Annotated in this window: 10 protein-coding genes; 5 read left to right on the top strand and 5 right to left on the bottom strand. The window is 75.8% G+C overall.

From position 1 onward, the window contains the following. The 4 genes from WME75_RS40660 to WME75_RS40675 all read left to right on the top strand — a co-directional run bounded on the left by WME75_RS40660 (position 1) and on the right by WME75_RS40675 (position 8,831). The gene (locus tag WME75_RS40660; protein ID WP_437482258.1) at positions 1-4,608 is read left to right on the top strand and encodes a VIT domain-containing protein; all 4,608 of its coding nucleotides are present in this window, start codon (positions 1-3) and stop codon (positions 4,606-4,608) included. A 179-nt stretch (positions 4,609-4,787) separates the two neighbouring features. Beyond that, positions 4,788-7,253: an AAA family ATPase gene (locus WME75_RS40665; protein ID WP_437482261.1), complete on the top strand. Its 2,466-nt coding sequence runs from the start codon at positions 4,788-4,790 to the stop codon at positions 7,251-7,253. Positions 7,254-7,329: 76 nt separating this feature from the next. Next, positions 7,330-7,908: a hypothetical protein gene (locus tag WME75_RS40670; RefSeq protein WP_437482263.1), complete on the top strand. Its 579-nt coding sequence runs from the start codon at positions 7,330-7,332 to the stop codon at positions 7,906-7,908. Positions 7,909-7,940: 32 nt separating this feature from the next. Beyond that, positions 7,941-8,831, top strand: a complete 891-nt coding sequence (locus WME75_RS40675) for a 3-hydroxyacyl-CoA dehydrogenase family protein (protein WP_437495024.1) — start codon at positions 7,941-7,943, stop codon at positions 8,829-8,831. A gap of 89 nt (positions 8,832-8,920) precedes the next feature. On the opposite strand, the gene WME75_RS40680 is transcribed toward WME75_RS40675, so the two are convergent. The 5 genes from WME75_RS40680 to WME75_RS40700 form a co-directional block, all read right to left on the bottom strand. Beyond that, positions 8,921-9,568 carry a tetratricopeptide repeat protein gene (locus tag WME75_RS40680; protein WP_437482266.1) on the bottom strand — a complete coding sequence of 216 codons (648 nt, stop codon included), beginning with the start codon at positions 9,566-9,568 and terminating at the stop codon, positions 8,921-8,923. A gap of 142 nt (positions 9,569-9,710) precedes the next feature. After that, a complete protein-coding gene (locus WME75_RS40685; RefSeq protein ID WP_437482269.1) occupies positions 9,711-10,454 on the bottom strand; it encodes a hypothetical protein in 744 nt (247 codons plus the stop codon). 77 nt (positions 10,455-10,531) lie between these two features. Further along, complete coding sequence (locus WME75_RS40690) at positions 10,532-11,512, bottom strand: pseudouridine synthase (RefSeq protein ID WP_437482271.1); 981 nt, start codon at positions 11,510-11,512, stop codon at positions 10,532-10,534. Continuing rightward, the gene (locus WME75_RS40695) at positions 11,509-14,454 is read right to left on the bottom strand and encodes a PEP/pyruvate-binding domain-containing protein (protein WP_437482274.1); all 2,946 of its coding nucleotides are present in this window, start codon (positions 14,452-14,454) and stop codon (positions 11,509-11,511) included. The genes WME75_RS40690 and WME75_RS40695 overlap by 4 nt, the downstream gene beginning before the upstream one ends. Before the next feature lie 69 nt (positions 14,455-14,523). Further along, complete coding sequence (locus WME75_RS40700; RefSeq protein WP_437482277.1) at positions 14,524-15,459, bottom strand: alpha/beta hydrolase; 936 nt, start codon at positions 15,457-15,459, stop codon at positions 14,524-14,526. Between the two features lie 199 nt (positions 15,460-15,658). On the opposite strand from WME75_RS40700, the gene WME75_RS40705 reads away from it, so the two are divergent. Beyond that, positions 15,659-17,260: an amino acid permease gene (locus tag WME75_RS40705; RefSeq protein ID WP_437482280.1), complete on the top strand. Its 1,602-nt coding sequence runs from the start codon at positions 15,659-15,661 to the stop codon at positions 17,258-17,260. Positions 17,261-17,314: the final 54 nt, after the last annotated feature.

Raw genomic sequence — 17,314 nt, forward strand, 5'->3', positions numbered from 1 at the left:
ATGAGCGCGACAGGAACGGATTCGGCTGGGCTGTGCGGCGAGGTCGAGGAGCAGCTCGCGGAGGTGCTCGACGGGACGGCGCGACCGGCGCTGTACGAGCACATCGCCGGCTGCGACGCGTGCCGCGACCTGCGCCACGACGCGACGCGAGCCGCGGAGCTCGCGGCCGCGGCGGGCGCGGACTTCCGGCCGGCGGGCGACTTCGCCGAGGCGCTGCTCCGGCGGATCGAGGCGGCGCGGCCCTCGGAGGGCGCGTCGAGCGGCGCCGTCCTCAAGGCGGTGCCCGAGGCGCACACCGGTGAGGCGGGCACGGGCGAGATGCGCGCGGGGGAGGCGCTGGCAGACGCGCGCGCAGGCGACATGACCGACGCGCGCACCGGCGACTCCGCGGCCGATCCAGACGCCGGGGAGGCGCGCACGGGCGAGGCGCCCGCGGGCGCGCGCACCGCCGACATGACCGACGCGCGCACCGCCGACATGACCCACGCGCGCACCGCCGACATGACCGACGCGCGCACCGCCGATATGACCGACGCGCGCACGGGCAGCTCGCCCGCCGGCGGAGCGCGCCCCTCCAGCCCGGAGCGGGCCGCGCCGGCGCCGCGCCGCGCGCGAGGCGCCGTCTTCGGGCGGCGCTCGGCCATCGCCGCCGCCGCCCTGGCCGCCGCGGCGGCGATGACGGCCGGGGTCGTCCTGCTGCGCGACGGCAAGGAGACGCCGGCCGTCGCCGTGACCGCGGGCGCGCCGTGGTCGGGCAAGGTCGCCTCGGTCTCGCGCGCGTCGGCCGACAAGTCGGGCGGCCTCGAGGCGTGCGACGCCGCGGGCGCCTGCGCGCCGCTCGCCGCGGGCGCGGCGCTCCCGGAGGGCGCGATCCTGCGCACCGACACGCGGACGCGCGCGCACCTCGCGCTCGCGGACGGCTCCGCGCTCGCCATCGACCGCGGCTCGCGCGTGTGGGTCGCCGGCGACGCCCGCCGCGCGCGGGTCGAAGCCGGCGCCGTCGTCCTCGACGTCGTCCCGGCCCCCGGAGCGCCGCCCGCGCGCATCGAGGTGCCGCACGGCGAGATCGAGGTGCTCGGGACCAAGCTCGCGGTCACCGCGAGCGCCGAGCGCGCCTCGGTCGAGGTCGCGCGCGGCGCCGTGCGCGTCACCGGCGAGCGGGGCGAGCCCGTCGAGGTGCGCGCCGGCGAGGAGGCGACGCTCGCGAAGGGCGCCGCGCCGGAGGTCGCGATCGCGACGTCGATCGCCGACACGCTCTCGTGGAGCGACCGCTCCGCCGAGGAGGCCGACGCCCCGGCGCTCCGCGGCCTCGGCGAGCTCAGGGCGCGCAAGCCGGGCGCGACGCAGGAAAAAGAGCGGGCCGTGCGGCTCGCGAAGCACGCGGTCAAGGTGCGGATCGTCGACGTCGTCGCCCGGACCGAGATCGACGAGACGTTCGCCAACGACACCGACGAGGAGCTCGAGGGCATCTTCCGCTTCCCGCTCCCGCCGGGCGCCCAGATCGAGCGGCTCGCGCTCGAGGTGGACGGCAAGCTCATCGAGGGCGCGTTCGTCGACCGCGACCGCGGGGCCGCGATCTGGCGCGGCGTCCTCCAGAACGCCGCCCCCAAGGCGCCCAAGCCGCGCGAGGAGATCATCTGGGTCCCGGGCCCGTGGCGCGACCCCGCGCTGCTCGAGTGGCAGCGCGGCGGCCGGTTCGAGCTCCGCATCTTCCCCATCCCGAAGCGCGGCTCGCGTCGCGTCGTGCTCACCTACACGCAGCTCGTCGAGCAGTCGGGCGGCGTCCGGCGCTTCACCTACCCGCTCGCGCACGACCAGAGCGGCACGACGAACATCGGCGACTTCTCGCTCGACCTCCAGGTGCTCGGCCACGACCGGGCGTTCGGCGTCGAGACGCGCGGCTACGAGCTCGCCGCCGCGCCCGCGGAGGGCGCGGCCGACCGGCGCACGCTGCACGCCGAGGGGTTCACGCCGGCCGGCGACCTCACGGTCGAGTACGCGCTCCCCGATCGCGATCGGCCGGTCACCGCGTGGGCCTACCAGATGCCTCCCGCCGCGGCGCCGCTGCCGCCCGCGCTCCGCGCCGCGGGCGCGCCGAAGAACGCCGGCGCGGCGAAGGGCGACGGCGCGGAGCACGAGGCGTCGCTCGCCGCGGCGCGGGCCATCGCCGGCGACACGTCGCCCTACGTCGCGATCGCGATCCGCCCCCGGCTCCCCCGCTGGGAGGAGTCGACCTCGCGGCGCCACGCGATCGTCGTCGACTCGAGCCGGTCCATGGTCGGCGAGCGCTTCGCCCGCGCGACGCGGCTCGCCTCGTCGATCGTCCGCGAGATGGACCGGCGCGACGAGGTCGTCGTCATCGCGTGCGACACGCTCTGCCGCTCCCTCGGCGAGGGCGGCCAGGGCGGCGCCGGGCGGCCCATGGCCCCCGGCGCCGCGTCGGCGGCCGAGGTCGAGCGCTTCCTCGGCGGCATCGAGCCCGACGGCGGCAGCGATCTCGCCGCGGCGATGATCGCCGCGCGCGCCGCCGCCGGCCCGCTCGACGGCAAGGAGCTCCGGATCCTCTACCTCGGCGACGGCACGCCCTCGGTCGGCCCGACGCGCCCCCTCCACATCGAGGCCGCGGTGCGCGGCGCCGTCCCCGCGGACGGCGCCGCCGTGATCGCGGTCGCGCTCGGGAGCGACGCGGACACGACGTCGCTCCGGGCGCTCGCGCGGGGCGGCGGCGGGGTGATGGTCCCCTACGTGCCCGGCCAGAAGGTCGCGAGCGCGGCGCAGTCGGTCCTCGGCGCCGCCTACGGCCTCGCGCTGCGCGATCCGGAGCTCGATCTGCCGCCCGGCCTCACCCAGGTCACGCCGGCGCGGCTCGACCCGATCCGCGCCGGCGGCGAGGCGTTCGTCGTGGCCCGGATGAGCTCCGGCGCCGACGTCACCGGCGCGATCCGCCTCCGGGGCCGCGTCTCGGGCGAGCGCTTCGAGCAGACCTACCCCGTGAGCCTCGCCGCCGGCACGGGCGCGGGCAACGCCTTCGTCCCGCGCCTCTACGCCGCGGCGAAGATCGCGGAGCTCGAGGAGACCGGCGGCGACGCGCAGAAGCCCGCGATCATCGAGCTGTCGCGGCGCTTCTCCGTGGCGAGCCGGTTCACGTCGCTGCTCGTCCTGGAGAGCGAGGCGATGTTCAAGGCGTTCGGCCTCGAGCGGGACGGCATCGCCTCCGCCTTCACGGGCGAGGAGCAGGCCCAGGGCGTGAGCGCGAGCGCCGAGGGGGAGCCGCCCGACGACGCGGCGGACGAGAGCGCTGCGGAGGAGAGGAAAGGGGCCGGGCCTGCGGGGGACCTCGGCCTGTCGGGCAGCGGCCTCGGCGGCGGCGGCCGCGGCTGGGCGCAGGCGAACCCAGCGCCGGCTCGCAGGTCGGCTGGCGCCGCCGCACCGCCTCGGCCGCCCAGCCCCCGTCCCGGCTCGCCCGCGAACCCGTTCGACCCCCTCTCGGCCCCGCTCGACGGCAACCCGCCGGCGCCGGCGCCGACGAGCGCCGCCCCCACGGCGCCGCCGGCGGCGGAGCCCCTGCCTGACGACCGCGCCCGGAAGTCCTCGCGCGACGACGTCGAGGAGTGGTCGCGCCGGCGGCCGCGGCGGATGGTCCCGATGCGCCGGGTGTTCGATCGCAAGGTGAGCTTCGACGCGACGAACACGCTCGCGCCCGGGAGCGCCGCGAAGACGGCGGAGGCCGAGGCGACGCTCGCCGCGGCCCCGGACAGCCGCGACAGGACAGCGGGCCTCTACACGCTCTACGCCACGACCGGCCGGCTCGGCGAGGCCCAGGAGCTGACCGCGCGCTGGAGCGGGCGCGACGCGCTCGACCCCGACGCGCTCATCGCCCGCGCCGACCTCGCGGCCCGCCAGGGCGATCGCGATCGCGCGGTGCGCATCCTCGGAGGCCTCGCCGACGTGCGCCCCGGCGACCGGGCGATCCAGGCGCGCCTCGCCGAGCTCTGGGACGCGGCGGGCCGGCCCGCGTACGCGTGCCAGCACCGGGTGGCGCTCGCCGACCTCGCGCCCGCCGACGCGAAGCTCGTCGCCGCCGCGGTCCGGTGCGCCGGCGAGGGCGGCATGAGCGAGCTCGCGGGCCAGCTCCGCCTCGACCTGACCTCGGACGTCCGGGCGTTGGTCGACAGCCGCCTCGCGCGGCCGGACGCGCCGCCGTCCGCGGACCTGCCCGGCGACGTGCGCCTCAGCGCCGAGTGGACCGGCGGCGCCGACCTCGACCTCGCGCTCATCGACGCGCAGGGGCGGCGCCTCTCCTGGATGGGCTCCACCCTCGGGCCTCTGGGTGTACGCTCGCGCGACGCGACGAGCACGCGCTCGGAGTCGCTCGCGCTGCGGAGCCTCCCCAAGGGGAGCTACATCGTCGAGATCGCGCGCGCGTCGGCCGGGGACGGCGCCTCGCCGTCCGCCCTCTCCGGCGCGCCGGGCGCCGTGCGCGGCGAGCTGACCCTTCGCCTCGCGGGAGAGACCCGCAAGGTGCCCTTCACGCTCGAGGGCGCGCGCGTCGAGCTCGGCACGGTGCGCGTCTTCTTCACCTCCCGCCTGGTGCCGATCGACGACTGACGGTCCCGCCGCTCTGGCGGGAGTGACCCCCGCCCACGCGCTGCCCCCTTGTCTGAACACCCCTCCCGACGCATCGCCTGAACAGCCTTTTCGGCGCACGCCCGGGCGCGCTCGCCCGGGGATCGAAAGGATCCCCCACCGCGCTCGTGTCGCGAGGAGATCCCCGATACAGTTTCGACATGAATCCGCTCGTCCCGGACTTCATCCTCGAACAGGACGCCGAAGGGCAATACGCGGGAGCCGTTGACGCGGCCGTCCTGCATGTATCGCTCCCGGCCGTCGTGGAGCTCGCCGAGCAGATGATCGCGCGTCAGGCGATCGATCCGGACGCGCTGCGCGCGCTCTTCGATCCGCTCTTCGAGGCAGTGCACCAGTCGGGCGGGTTCGTCGCGGCGTTCTCGCCCGGCGGCGGGTTCACCGCGCTCTTCCCCGATCGGGCGGGGCGGAACGTCACCCGGCACGCGCGCAGCGCGGCCCTCGCGATGCGGCGCAACCTCCTGGAGCTCGCCGCGCGGCGCGCGCTCGGCGCCGGCGGCGCGCAGATGCCGTTCAGGATCGGGCTCGCGTGGGGCTCGGTCCACTGGACGATCGTGCGGATCGCCCAGGATCGCGCTTACTTCCTGATCTACGGCCCCGCGGTCGAGGCCTGCCAGGCGACCGATCGCGGGGTGGACGACAGCGAGCTCCACCTCGATCGCAGCTTCCGCGAGCGGCTCCCCTCGGCCCGGGAGAGCGTGGCGGAGCTCGACGAGGCGGATCTCCTGACCGAGCCCCCCTCGCTGACGGACTCGCTTCCCCCGACCGACGCGGACGCCGAGGCGTTCCTGCCGCCGGGCGCGGGAGATCTCGCCCCGCAGGGCGAGATCCGCGAGGTGACGACGGTCTCGCTCTCGCTCGATCGGGTGGCGAGCCCGACGGAGCTCATCCAGCAGCTGCACGAGATCGCGGCGATGTACGGCGCCACGTTCGCCGGCATGAAGGTGACGGAGCGCGGCTTCGGCGCGCTGTTCTACTTCGGCGTGCCCGTCGCGCACGAGAGCGATCACGATCGCGCCCTCGACTTCGCGCTCGAGCTGAAGAGCAACGGCCTCGGCGTGCCCCGCCTCGCGGTGGGCATCACCCGCGCGCGCTGCCTGGTCGGCTTCTTCGGCGCCGGGGGGCGCCGCGAGTTCGCCTGCCTCGGCCGCGCGGTCCACCTGGCCGCGCAGATCGCGCGCAAGGGCGCGCCGTCGTCGATCTGGGCGGACGAGCGCGCGTTCCTCGCGGGCGAGGCGAGCCACCAGTGGTCGACCGAGAACATCTTCCGGTTCGACGGGTTCGACCTGCCGATCCTCGTCTACTCGCTCGAGCGGCGGCGCATCGCCGTGCAGGAGGAGTTCTACGATCTCGGCCCGATCGGCCGCGAGTCCGAGCTCGATCGGCTCACGCGCGCGCTCGAGCCCACCTTCGCCGGGCGCTCCGCCGGGGTCGTGTACATCCTCGGCGAGGCCGGCATCGGCAAGAGCTACCTCGTGCACAGCTACCGCCACCAGCGCTCGCAGCTCATGGACATGCGCCCGCTCCTGTGGATCGAGGCCCGCTGCGACCAGACGCTGAAGACCCCGCTCTACGCGTTCGAGTTCGCGCTCAAGGAGTACCTCGGCATCTCGTCGGAGATCGGCCAGCGCGCGAAGCAGGCGGGGCTCGACCTCGCGCTCCAGCTCCTCCTGGAGCGGCTGCCCGAGGGCTGGACCGAGGTGCGGCAGGGGATCGACAGGTCGCGCGAGGCGCTCGCGCGGCTGCTCAGGCTGCGGAGCGAGGAGCCGGCGACGCCGGAGGCCGAGGCCGGGCGGCGCGACGAGGCCCTCGCGGCGCTCTCCGCGCTGCTCGTCGCCGAGAGCTCGCTGCAGCCGGTGGTCGTGCACCTCGACGACGCGCAGTGGGCGGATCCGACCTCGCTCGAGGCGGTGCGCGCGATCACGGCCGCCTGCCGGGATCTGCCGCTCGCGGTGATCTGCTCGGCGCGGCCCGCGAGCGGAGGGGGGGACGTCCGCATCCCGCTCGACGCCGGCATCCCGTCGCAGGTCATCGGGCTCGCGCCGCTGCCGCAGGAGCGGCTGCTCGCGCTCGCGGAGCCGTTCTTCGGCGGCCCGATCCCCACGATGCTCGAGTCGCTGCTCGGCCAGACCGCGGGCGGCAACCCGTTCTTCGCGCAGGAGATCCTCGCGTACTGGCTGGAGGACGGCCGCTACGGGTCGACCCACGAGGCCGCGCGATCGAGCCGGTTCATGCCCCCGCGGACAGTGAACAGCCTGCTCGTCGCCCGGCTCGAGCGGCTGGAGCCGCGGACGCGGCAGACGGTCATCTCCGCGGCGGTGCTGGGGCGCGAGTTCGACACGCGCGTGCTCGCCCGGATGATCCCGGACGCCTCGGCCCTCGTGGATCACCTGCGCTTCGGCGAGGCGCAGCGGATCTGGTCGCGGATGGGGGAGCACCGCTTCGAGTTCTGCACGGTGCTGCTCCGCGACGCGGCGTACGGGATGCAGCCGAAGGCGGCGGCGGAGCGGCAGCACCGCCTCGCCGCCGAGGCGATCGAGGCCGTGTACGGCGACGATCTCGAGGACCAGCGCGCGGCGCTCGACAGCCACCGGAAGCTCGCGGGCTGAGCGCGCCCGGCGGCTCTGGCCAGCGGGGCATGGAAGCCCCTCGACGCCGCTTGCGAAGTGCGGCAACTGTCTGCGCATGAGCACGGCCCATCAAGAGGCTCACGCGGCCGCGGCGCACGACGTGAGCGACCACCACGGCTTCGACGGGGAGCCCGCCCGCGCGCTGCCGGCCGACGAGCCGCCGACCCCGAGCTGGCTCCCCGCGCTGGGGCTCGCGCTCTTCGCGGTGGCGGGCGTCACGTTCCTCGTGATGAGCAGCGACGGCAGCGCCGCGGATCAGGCCGCACCGGCCGGCGCGCGCCAGGCGCCGGCGGACGCGCGCCAGGCGCCGGCCGATGCCCGCCCGCTGCCGGCCGATGCCCGCCCGGCGGCCACGATGGGCGCGCGCCCGGCGCCGGGGGCCAACGCGCGCCCGGCTCCTGGAGCCGACGCGCGCCCGGCGGGAGCGCGCCCGGTCGCGCCGACCGGGCCCGCGTCGGGGCCGGCCGCGGAGACCCTGCGCGCGGCGGCCGAGCGCACGAGGGAAGGCGGCGCCGCGCCGGGACCGGCGAACCTGCGCAAACTGACGCCCCAGGAGGTGGACGCCGTGCGCAAGCGCATGGATGCGCGGCAGAAGGACGCCGCGAAGGCGCCGCCGCCGGCTCCGCCGAAGTGAGCGAGCCGGTGGTGGACACCGCCGCCGCGCGGATGCGCACGGTGCTCGTGCTCGGCGCGGGCACGATGGGCCAGGGGATCGCGCAGGTCACCGCGGTCGCCGGCTACGTGACGCGCCTGCACGACGTGGACGCCGCGCGCATCGGCGCGGCGATCGAGGACATCAAGCGCTCGACCGATCGCCTCGTGCAGAAGGGCAAGATGCTCAACGAGGCGCGCAGCGAGATGATCGGGATGCTTGTCGCGTCACCGGATCTCGCGCGCGCGGCGGCGGACGCCGATCTCGTGATCGAGGCGGTGCCCGAGCGGATGGACCTCAAGGTGGAGGTGCTCGGCCGGGCGAAGGCGGCGGCGCCGGAGGGGGCGTTGCTCGGCTCGAACACGTCGAGCCTGAGCATCACGGAGCTCGGCCGCCGGCTCGGGGCGGGCGCGCGCACGGTCGGCCTGCACTTCTTCAACCCGCCGCCGGTGATGGAGCTGCTCGAGGTGGTGCGGGGGCTGGAGACCGACGAGGCGACGGTGACGGCGGCGCTGTCGGTGGCGAGGCGCCTGGCCAAGACGCCGATCGTGGTGAGCGACACGCCCGGCTTCGCGACGAGCCGGCTGGGCGTGGCGCTCGGCGCGGAGGCGATGCGGATGCTCGAGTCCGGGGTGGCGTCGGCGGTCGACATCGATCGCGCGATGGAGCTCGGGTACCGGCACCCGATGGGGCCGCTGAAGCTCACGGATCTCGTGGGGCTGGACGTGCGGCTCGCGATCCTGGAGCACCTGCACCGCGAGGTGGGGGAGCAGTTCCGGCCGCCGGTGATCCTGCGGCAGATGGTGCGGGCGGGGAAGCTCGGGAAGAAGACGGGGGAGGGGTTCTACCGGTGGACCGAGGCGGGGGCCCAACCCATCGAGGGCGGCGGCCGGCGCCGGGGGTAGCGAGAGCGCCGGGCGCGCGCGGGGGCCCGCCGAGCGACGGCTGGCGCCCGGGGTAGAGAGGGCTCTGCGCGCGCGCAGCCGGGGGCGCGCTACCGGTTCCGCGTGTCCTTCTTGGCGTTCTCTTCGGCCTCTTTCTGGCGCTCGGCCTCGCGCTGGACGATGCGCTCCTTGACCGCGACGTAGTCCTTCTCGTCCTTCACCCGCCGGTCGATCTGCTTCTGCCGCTCGGCCGCCGTCGCCGGATAGCCGGCCGCCTTGGGATTGCTGGTCAGGAACGCGCCGTAGGCCCCCCACGCCTCCCCCGCCGCCTGCCAGCTCTTCTGGCGCTCGCGAAGATCCGCGAGGCAAAAGAGCACCTTGGCGTGAAGCTCGTCCGGCCCCTTCTTGCCGAGCGCCGTCGTCCAGGCCGCCTCGGCCTCCGCCGCATTGCCCGACTCGAGCATCGCCTCGCCGAGACGGTAAAAGCCGAGCATCTTCGAGGGGTCCAGCTTGATCGCCTCCTGGAACCCTGTGATCGCGCCGGGGATGTCGCGCGCCACGAACGAGGCCTGACCCTTCAGGATCTGCTCCGTGTACGGGCTGACACCGCCGCGCCCGCTCGGATCCTTGCGCGGCGGCGAGGAAGCGCCAGGCGCAGCCTCCGGCGCGTCAGGCGACGGCTGGGCGGCGACCGGCGCCGCAGAGACGACGATAGCGAGAGCAAGCGACGCGATGACAGCAAGCGAGCGGTCCTGCATGACCGCCAAGCTACCGCAGCCGCGGCCCGGAGGGAAAACCTTGCTGCACAGGCCAGCGACGCTCCCCGTCACCCCGGAGCAGGAGGCTCGCGGCGGCACCCTGGCGCGACACGCCGCCGACCGCGCGAACCGTCGCTGCCAGCTACTTCCGCCGAGGCCTGAACGGGTCCGGCGGCTGCCCGGCATCCGGCGGTCGCCCGGCGTCCACCGGCGGCCAGCCCGCGTCCGGCAACCCCGCATCCGCCGGCGGCCAGCCTCCATCCGGGCGCCCCGCATCCACCGGCGGCCACCCTCCATCCGGCGGACCCGCATCCACCGGCGGCCAACCCGCGTCCGGCCACCCCGCGTCCGCCGGCAACCTGCCAGCGTCCGCAGAGCCGCCCGCGTCCGCAGGCAACCTGCCCGCATCCGCCTGCAGCCCCCCGTCGACCGCCGCCGGGCTCGGCGCGCTCAGCGACACAAGCCGGCCGTCAGGCCCCGGCGGCCAGAGGAAACGCTCCTCCACGCCCGTCTTCCGGTCCACCAGCCTGGCCCAGCTCGCGCGCGGGTTGTCCGCCATCTGCACGCGGAGCCGCGCCGTCACCCCCTGGTCGAACGTCGGCCGGCGCAGCAGGACGCTCGTCGGACGCTCGGGCGCGTCGCCCGTGAGCGGCACGTCGAAGCGGACCCGATCGAGCAGCTCCTGGCCGACGTGAAGCTCGATCGCAAACCGGCCCATCACGCGCGCCGTCGCCGCAGGCCGGTCGAGCGTCACCGAGCGCACACGAGAGACCGAGCTCCTGCCCTTCGCGTACTGCACCTCGAAGACCCACTGCTTCGCGCTGGGCCGCACGGCAGGATCCGGCGCATACCCGGCGCGGGACGGCGGCGCCTTGGGCTCGGCCACGGCAATCACGCCGGCAGCAGCAAGCGCAAGGCCGGCAAGGATCGCCAGGGCGGCGCGGGCAAGAGGGCGAGGCGAGGTCATCGGGCACCGGAAGGAGCCCCCGGCGGCAAAGCCGCCTCGGGCGTCGCAGTCAGCACCTCTTCCCACGCGGAGCCGTCGCCGTCGAGCGCCCCCCAGAGATCCCGGAGCTCGTCGGGGACCGGCGAAAGCGCCGTGCGCTCCTCGCCGGCCTCGTCCGGCACCGTGACGCGCAAGGCGTGCAGCGCAATGCGCGAGAGCGGGAGCACACGGCCCCGCGCTGTGGTCAAGGACCGCGCGCCGCCATGGTCGCGATCGCCCAGGAGCGGCGCCCCCGCATGCGCCGCATGCACCCGGAGCTGGTGCATGCGGCCCGTCACCGGATCCAGACGGAGCAGCGTGGCCGCCGTCACGCCGCCGCCGGCCGAGGCGACCGCACGGTAACGCGTCGCCGCGGGCTTCGCGCCGGCGCCGCCCACCGCGGGCAGGCTGCGCCCGCCACGCGACCGCGCCGCGCCGATGGGCGCATCCCACGTGCCCGCCCCCTCGACTCGACCCCCGGCCACGCCGACGTACACCCGCGCGATGCGCCCCGCCTCGCGCATCGCCGCGAGGTGCCGCTGGCCCCGCGGGCCCGTCGCGCACAGCACCGCGCCGCTCACGCCGACGTCGAGCCGCGAGGCCGCGTGCGGCGGCGCGCGCAGGCCGAGCAGCTCGGCGACCTCCGTGATCAACGACCGCGTGCCCCGGCGCTCCGGCGCCGTCGGCAACGCCGCCGGCTTCGACACGACAAGGATCTCCCCCCAGCGCGCCAGCACCTCCACCGGCGGCGCCCCCGGCGCGTCGCGCCGCGCCGGCCACACGGCGAGCTCGTCGCCGGGGACCACCGCGTCGTCAGGCCGCGCGCGCCGCGCGTTCAAGAAGGCGCGCCCCTCCGCCGCCGCGCCCGCGAAGCCCCGGGAGGCGCCGCCCATGCGCTCGAGGACGTCCGCCACCGTGGGGCCGTCGGACGGGCCGACCCGGAAGCGCGCCGCGCTCATCCGGGCCGCGCAACGAGCAGCGGCGCGCCGTCGCCCAGCGCGCCCCCGGCAGCGCCGTTCGGCGACGGCGGCGCGGCGCGCTCGTCCAGGCGCTCGACCACGCCGCGATCGCCGTCGACCCGCAGCCGGTCGCCCGTCTTGATCGCCAGCGTCACGCCGGGCACGTTCACCACCGCAGGGATGCCGTACTCGCGCGCGACGATCGAGGCGTGCGACATGGGGCCGCCGAGCTCGGTCACGACCGCGGCAGCCACGAGGAACAGCGGCGAGAGGCCGACGTCGGTCGTGCGCGCGACCAGCACCTCGCCCGGCTCCACCGCGTCGAGCGCGGGCGCCCCCGGATCGAGCACGCGCGCCCGGCCCTCGACGACGCCAGGGCTCGCCGGCAGCCCGAGGAGACGGACCCCCGACGCAGGCGGCAGCACGACCGGCGGCGGCCGGCCGATGAACGTGGCCGGAGGATCGGGGCGGGCGGCGTCGCGCAGGTGCTCGGCGCGGCGCAGCCGCACGACGTGGCCCACGTCGGCCCGGCCGCTGGAGAGCGCGGTCACGAGCTCCTCGTAGGTGCAGAAGAAGACGCTCCCGGGGAGCAGCGAGGGCTCGATGCGCCGGAGCCGCCGGTCGATGTCGAGCGCGACCTTCCGCAGCATGCCGAGCACGCGGGTCACCCACGTGCGCATGCGCTCCCGCAGGCGCACGTAGCGCTGCGCGCGGCCGACCAGCGCGCGCAGCAGCGCGAGCTCCACCCGCGAGATGCGGGTCTCGAGCATCGCCATCTCGCGGTCGGCGAGCGCGCGGGCACGCGCCAGCGCGCGCTCCGGATCGCCGGGCGCCCCGCGCAGCGACGCGGTGAGCATCGCGATGACCGGCGTCGGGTCCTCCCGCCAGCGGGGCGTCGCGAGCTCCGCCTCGCGCACGGCGCGGTCGCCGTGCGCGTCGAGGAACCGCGCGAGCGCGTCGCGCGCTGGCCCCTCGGGCAGATCGCGCGGCCCCCTCACCTCGCCCGAGAGCAGCCGCTCGCGCGACGCCCGATCGAGCATGACGAGCTCCGCCACCCGGGCGAGCTCGATGCCCGGCCCCGCGCTGTCGAGCTCGCGCACGCCGCCCGCGAGCACCTGCGCCAGGTGCTCGACGTTGGTCTCGGCGCGCCCGGCCGGATCGTCGAAGGGCGCCTCGCCGGAGGCCGAGCGCGCGGAGGCGCGGCGGCCCGCGACCCGCTCCAGCGCCCTGCACAGCGCGAGGTGGCTCGCGAGCGACGCCGACGCGCAGTGCAGCATCAGCGTGCCGGTCCGCTCGAGCAGCAGGAAGACGCTGCGCAGCGTGGTGCCGATGGCGTCGTCCGGCAGGAGCGTCATGTCGAGCTCGGAGAGGGCGCGCTGCGCCCAGAGCGCCTCGCCCTCGTAGGCCGAGACCTCGCGCTCGAGCCGCGCGTGCCGGAGGAGGAGCCGCGGCCCGGTGAGCGGCAGCCGCGCATAGAAGCGGCGCCGCGAGACGCCCGCGCTCTGCTGGGCGAGCCGCGCGATGAGCTGCTCGCTCGCCCCGCCGCTCATGCCGAGCAGCGCCCGCGGCGAGAGCCCCGGGACCTGCGCCGCGATCTGCATGAAGGCGGTCAGGTTGAGGTAGAAGCGCCCGTACACGTTGGCGACGAGGCGCGCGCCGCGCGGCGCGCGGCAGCCGAGCGCGGCGAACGCCTCGCGGAAGCCCCGGTCGGAGAACGCGCGCGCCACCGACCAGGTGAGCGGCGTCGCCGCCCCGGGGAGCGCCTCGCCCACGTTCGCGCGCGACCAGATCGTGTCGGCGCCGCCCCCCTCGGGGAAGCCGCCGCCGCTCACCGGGCGCACCTGGAGCAGCCACACCCGGTGCGCCTCCGGCGAGGGCGCCTCCGGCGAGGAAGAGCCATCCGCCGGCGAGGGCGAGCCGTCCGCCGGCGAGGGCGAGCCGTCCGCGGGCGGGCGGCCGGGGTCTTCCCCCTCGACCGCGAACTCCACGTCGAACGGGCCCTTGCCGCCCTGCTCGAGCCGCTCGGCGAGCTCGACGAGCTGCCGCAGCGCGGCCTCGCCGAGCGCGGGCTGCTCGGCGCGCGCCGCGGGCACCGGGACCTCCTCGAGCCCCGTCGCCCCCACGACGAGCGCGCGCCGCTTCTGCGCCACCGCCGACGCGACGACCCTGCCGCCGTCGCGCGCGACCCGGAGGGTGTCGGCCGCCACGGCCCCGTCGACGACCGGCGCGCCGAGCCCGAGCGTGGCGTTCACGAGCCGCTCGCCGGCGCGCCAGTGCTCGCCCTCGAGCCCGGGCGGGGGCGCGGTGAAGAGCACGCCCGCGGCCTCGGCGCGCACCATCACCTGCAGCACGACGGCCATCGCGGCGTCGCGGACGCCGGCGTGCGCGAGGTAGGCGAGCGCGCGCGGCAGGAAGGCGCTCGCCCAGACCTGCCGGATCGCGGCGTCGAGCTCGGCGTCGCCGCGCACGCCGAGCACCGACGTCGCGAGCCCCGCCATCGACGTCTCGTCGCTGTCCTCGCACGTGGCGCTGGACCGCACCGCGAGGCCCCACGGCGCCTCCGGCGCGATGGCCTGCCAGAGCGCCCCCAGCGCGGCCGAGAGCGTCTCGGGCAGCGGCTCGCTCAGGATGCGGTCGCGCGCCCGCGCCGCCCTGTCGACGCCCACCTTCGTGCCCGAGAGCCGGATCAGCGTGGCGAGGTCGTGCCCCCGCGGCAGCTGCCGGTCGACGAGCTCCGTGAAGCACCGCGCGTCGAGCACCCAGCCGCGCGGCACCGGGAAGCCGTCGCGCAGCAGGCGACCGAGCGAGGCCGCCTTGCCGCCGACGCGCTTCGCGCTCGTGCTACGGCGCTGGCCGGCGCTCTCGAGCGGCTTCAGCCACTCGCGCACGGAGGGCGGGTCGGTCGCGCTGTCGGCGCGGGCGATGCGTGTCGGGTCGGCCACGTCGTTGCCGAGGAAGTAACACGGTTCGGCGGCCTGGGTCAGGGGCTTGTGACGCCCCGGCCGCCACGATCACGGCGCGCGCAACCCGCGCTGGACGCGCTCGTGCCAGAGCACCATTTCCACGCCGCCGGGCCCACGATTCCAGGCATAGTCGTGCGGTCCGGGCACAATGCGCAGCTCGTGGCCGATGCCGTCCTGCCGCAGCCGATCGCTGATCGCCTGGATGGCGGGCAGGAAGGGATCGGCCTCGCTCGACACGAGCCGCAGCGCGACCGCGCGGCGCGTGAGGGCCCGGCGCGCGAGCGCGGAGAACATCTCCGCCTCGCTCGCCCGCACGGCCGGCTGGAGGGCGCCGACCGCGCCGAAGACCTCGGGGTGCGACAGGCCGACGAGCAGCGCGAGGCGGCCGCCGAGGCTCACGCCGTCGATCCCCGTCGCCTCGCGCGCAGCCTGGCAGCCGCCCTCGGCGCGCGCCCGCGGCAGGAGCCGCTCGACGACGAACCGCCCGAAGGCCGCGGCCCCCTCGGCGGAGCGGTCGCGGAGGTCGGGCGTGAACGGCGTGGCGATGCACAGCCCGCGGTAGGGGTGCTCGCCGAGCGAGGCGTTGAGCTGCGCGAGCCGCTCGCGCGTGACCATCTGCCCGAGGTCGTCCGGCGTGAGCGGCGGCGAGAGGAGCTGCTGGAGGGTCGCGTCGAGGCCGTAGTCGTCACGCCATCCGCGCGCGCCGGCCTCGGGGCCTCGCACCGCCTCCCCGCGCCCGTGCAGCGCGACGAGCAGCGGCAGCGGCGCCGCGGCCTCGGGCGCGAGGAGCAGCGCGCGCTGCGGGCCTTCGCCCTCGGAGGCCGGCTCGAAGGCGAGCTCCTTCCAGCGGGAGGGGGCCGCTTCGGCCGCCGCGGGCTCCGGCGGGGGCGGCGAGCTCTTGCGCCGGCACGAGGGCGCGGCGAGCGCGGCGAGGCCGAGCAGCGCGCGCCGGCGCGAGAGCGGGCAGGTCGTCGTTCCGGCCATCGGCGGCGAGGGTAGCAGCGGGGGACGCCGGCGCCGGGGGCGGCGCGCGCCCTAGGCAGTCCCACGTGCTCCCATGTAGGCTCTCTGGGCGCGGGCGAGATCCCCGAGAGGGGCGCTCATCGGCGAGACGCGCCGATCCTGACGAGCCCCGACGGGCACCGTCGGTCCCGAGCGCAAAAACTGAGGAAGGGGACCGCTCATGAGCCGTGAGACGAAGGGGGACGTCGGGCCGCGCTCCGGCGACAAGCCGGGCGGTGTGGAGGGCGTGATCGCCGAGGACGTGAAGACGCTCCACAGCATGGGCTATGCGCAGGAGCTCCTGCGCCGGATGGGGGGCTTCTCCAATTTCGCGATCTCGTTCTCGATCATCTGCATCATCGCGGGCGGAATCACCTCGTTCCAGATGGGCTTTTGCAGCATCGGCGGCGCCGGCATCGGCATCGGGTGGCCGGTCTGCAGCGCGCTCACGCTGTGCATCGCGCTCACGATGGGCCAGGTCGCGTCGGCGTTCCCGACCGCGGGCGGCCTGTACCACTGGGCCTCGATCCTCGGGGGCCGGGGCTTCGGCTGGGCGACCGCGTGGTTCAACCTGATCGGCCTCGTCACCGTCCTCGCGGCGATCAACGTCGGCGCCTACCTGTTCATCATGAGCTCGCTCGGCCCCCTGTTCGGCGTGGATCTCGCCACGATGTCCCCGGATCGGGCCATGATGGCGCAGATCGTCGGGGTCACGCTCATCACCGGGACACAGGCGCTCTTCAATCACCTCGGGATCCGCGTCACCACCCTGCTCACCGACTTCAGCGGGTATCTCATCCTCGCCGTCTCGGTGCTCCTCACGATCGCGATGCTCTTCTACGCGCCGCAGATCGACCTCGGGCGGCTCGTCACGTTCACGAACTACAGCGGCCCGAAGGGGGGCGACGTGTGGCCCGAGACGGGCGGCATGACGACGCTGTTTCTCCTGAGCTTCCTCCTGCCCGCGTACACGATCACCGGATACGACGCGTCGGCGCACACGTCGGAGGAGACGATCGGCGCGGCGGAGACCGTCCCGCGGGGCATCGTCCGGGCGGTGCTCGTCTCCGGCGTCTTCGGGTGGCTCATGCTGAGCGCCATCGTGCTCGCGATGCCCGACATGGACGAGGCGGCGTCGAAGGGCGCCGGCGTGTTCTTCTGGGTCATGGAGAGCGTCCTCCCGGAGCAGGTCCGGATCGCGCTCTACGCCGGCATCTCGATCGCCCAGTACCTCTGCGGGCTGGCGACGGTGACGTCCGCCTCGCGCATGACCTTCGCGTTCGCGCGCGACGGGGGGCTGCCGCTCTCGGAGCAGCTGCGCAAGGTGAGCCCGAGGTTCCGCACGCCCGCGACCGCGATCTGGGTCGTCAGCGCGCTGACGATCGGCTTCACCGCGTACACACCGGTCTACTCGACGATCACGGCCGTCTGCGTGATCTTCCTCTACATCTCCTACGTCATGCCCACGATGATGGGCGTGCGCGCCTACGGCCGCACCTGGGTGAAGATGGGCCCCTGGGACCTCGGCCCGCTGTACCGGCCGCTCGCGATCATCAGCGTGCTCGCGTGCCTGATGCTGATCGTGGTGAGCGTCCAGCCGCCGAACGACAAGGCCCTTGTCATCATGCTCATCGTCTTCGCGGTGACGGCCGTCGTCTGGTTCGCGCTGGAGCGCCGCCGCTTCCAGGGGCCCCCGCAAGGGGTGATGATCCAGCAGCGAGCGCAGGAGATCGCGGAGGCGGAGCGCGCCGTCGGCCAGACCGCCGCGGGCGGCGGAGGGTAGAGAGGGCCGCGGGGGGGGACCCGGCCGGAGCGGCGTCCTCGGCGATCACGCCCG

The organism is Sorangium sp. So ce1014 (genome assembly GCF_051521505.1).
Taxonomy (GTDB): domain Bacteria; phylum Myxococcota_A; class Polyangia; order Polyangiales; family Polyangiaceae; genus Sorangium.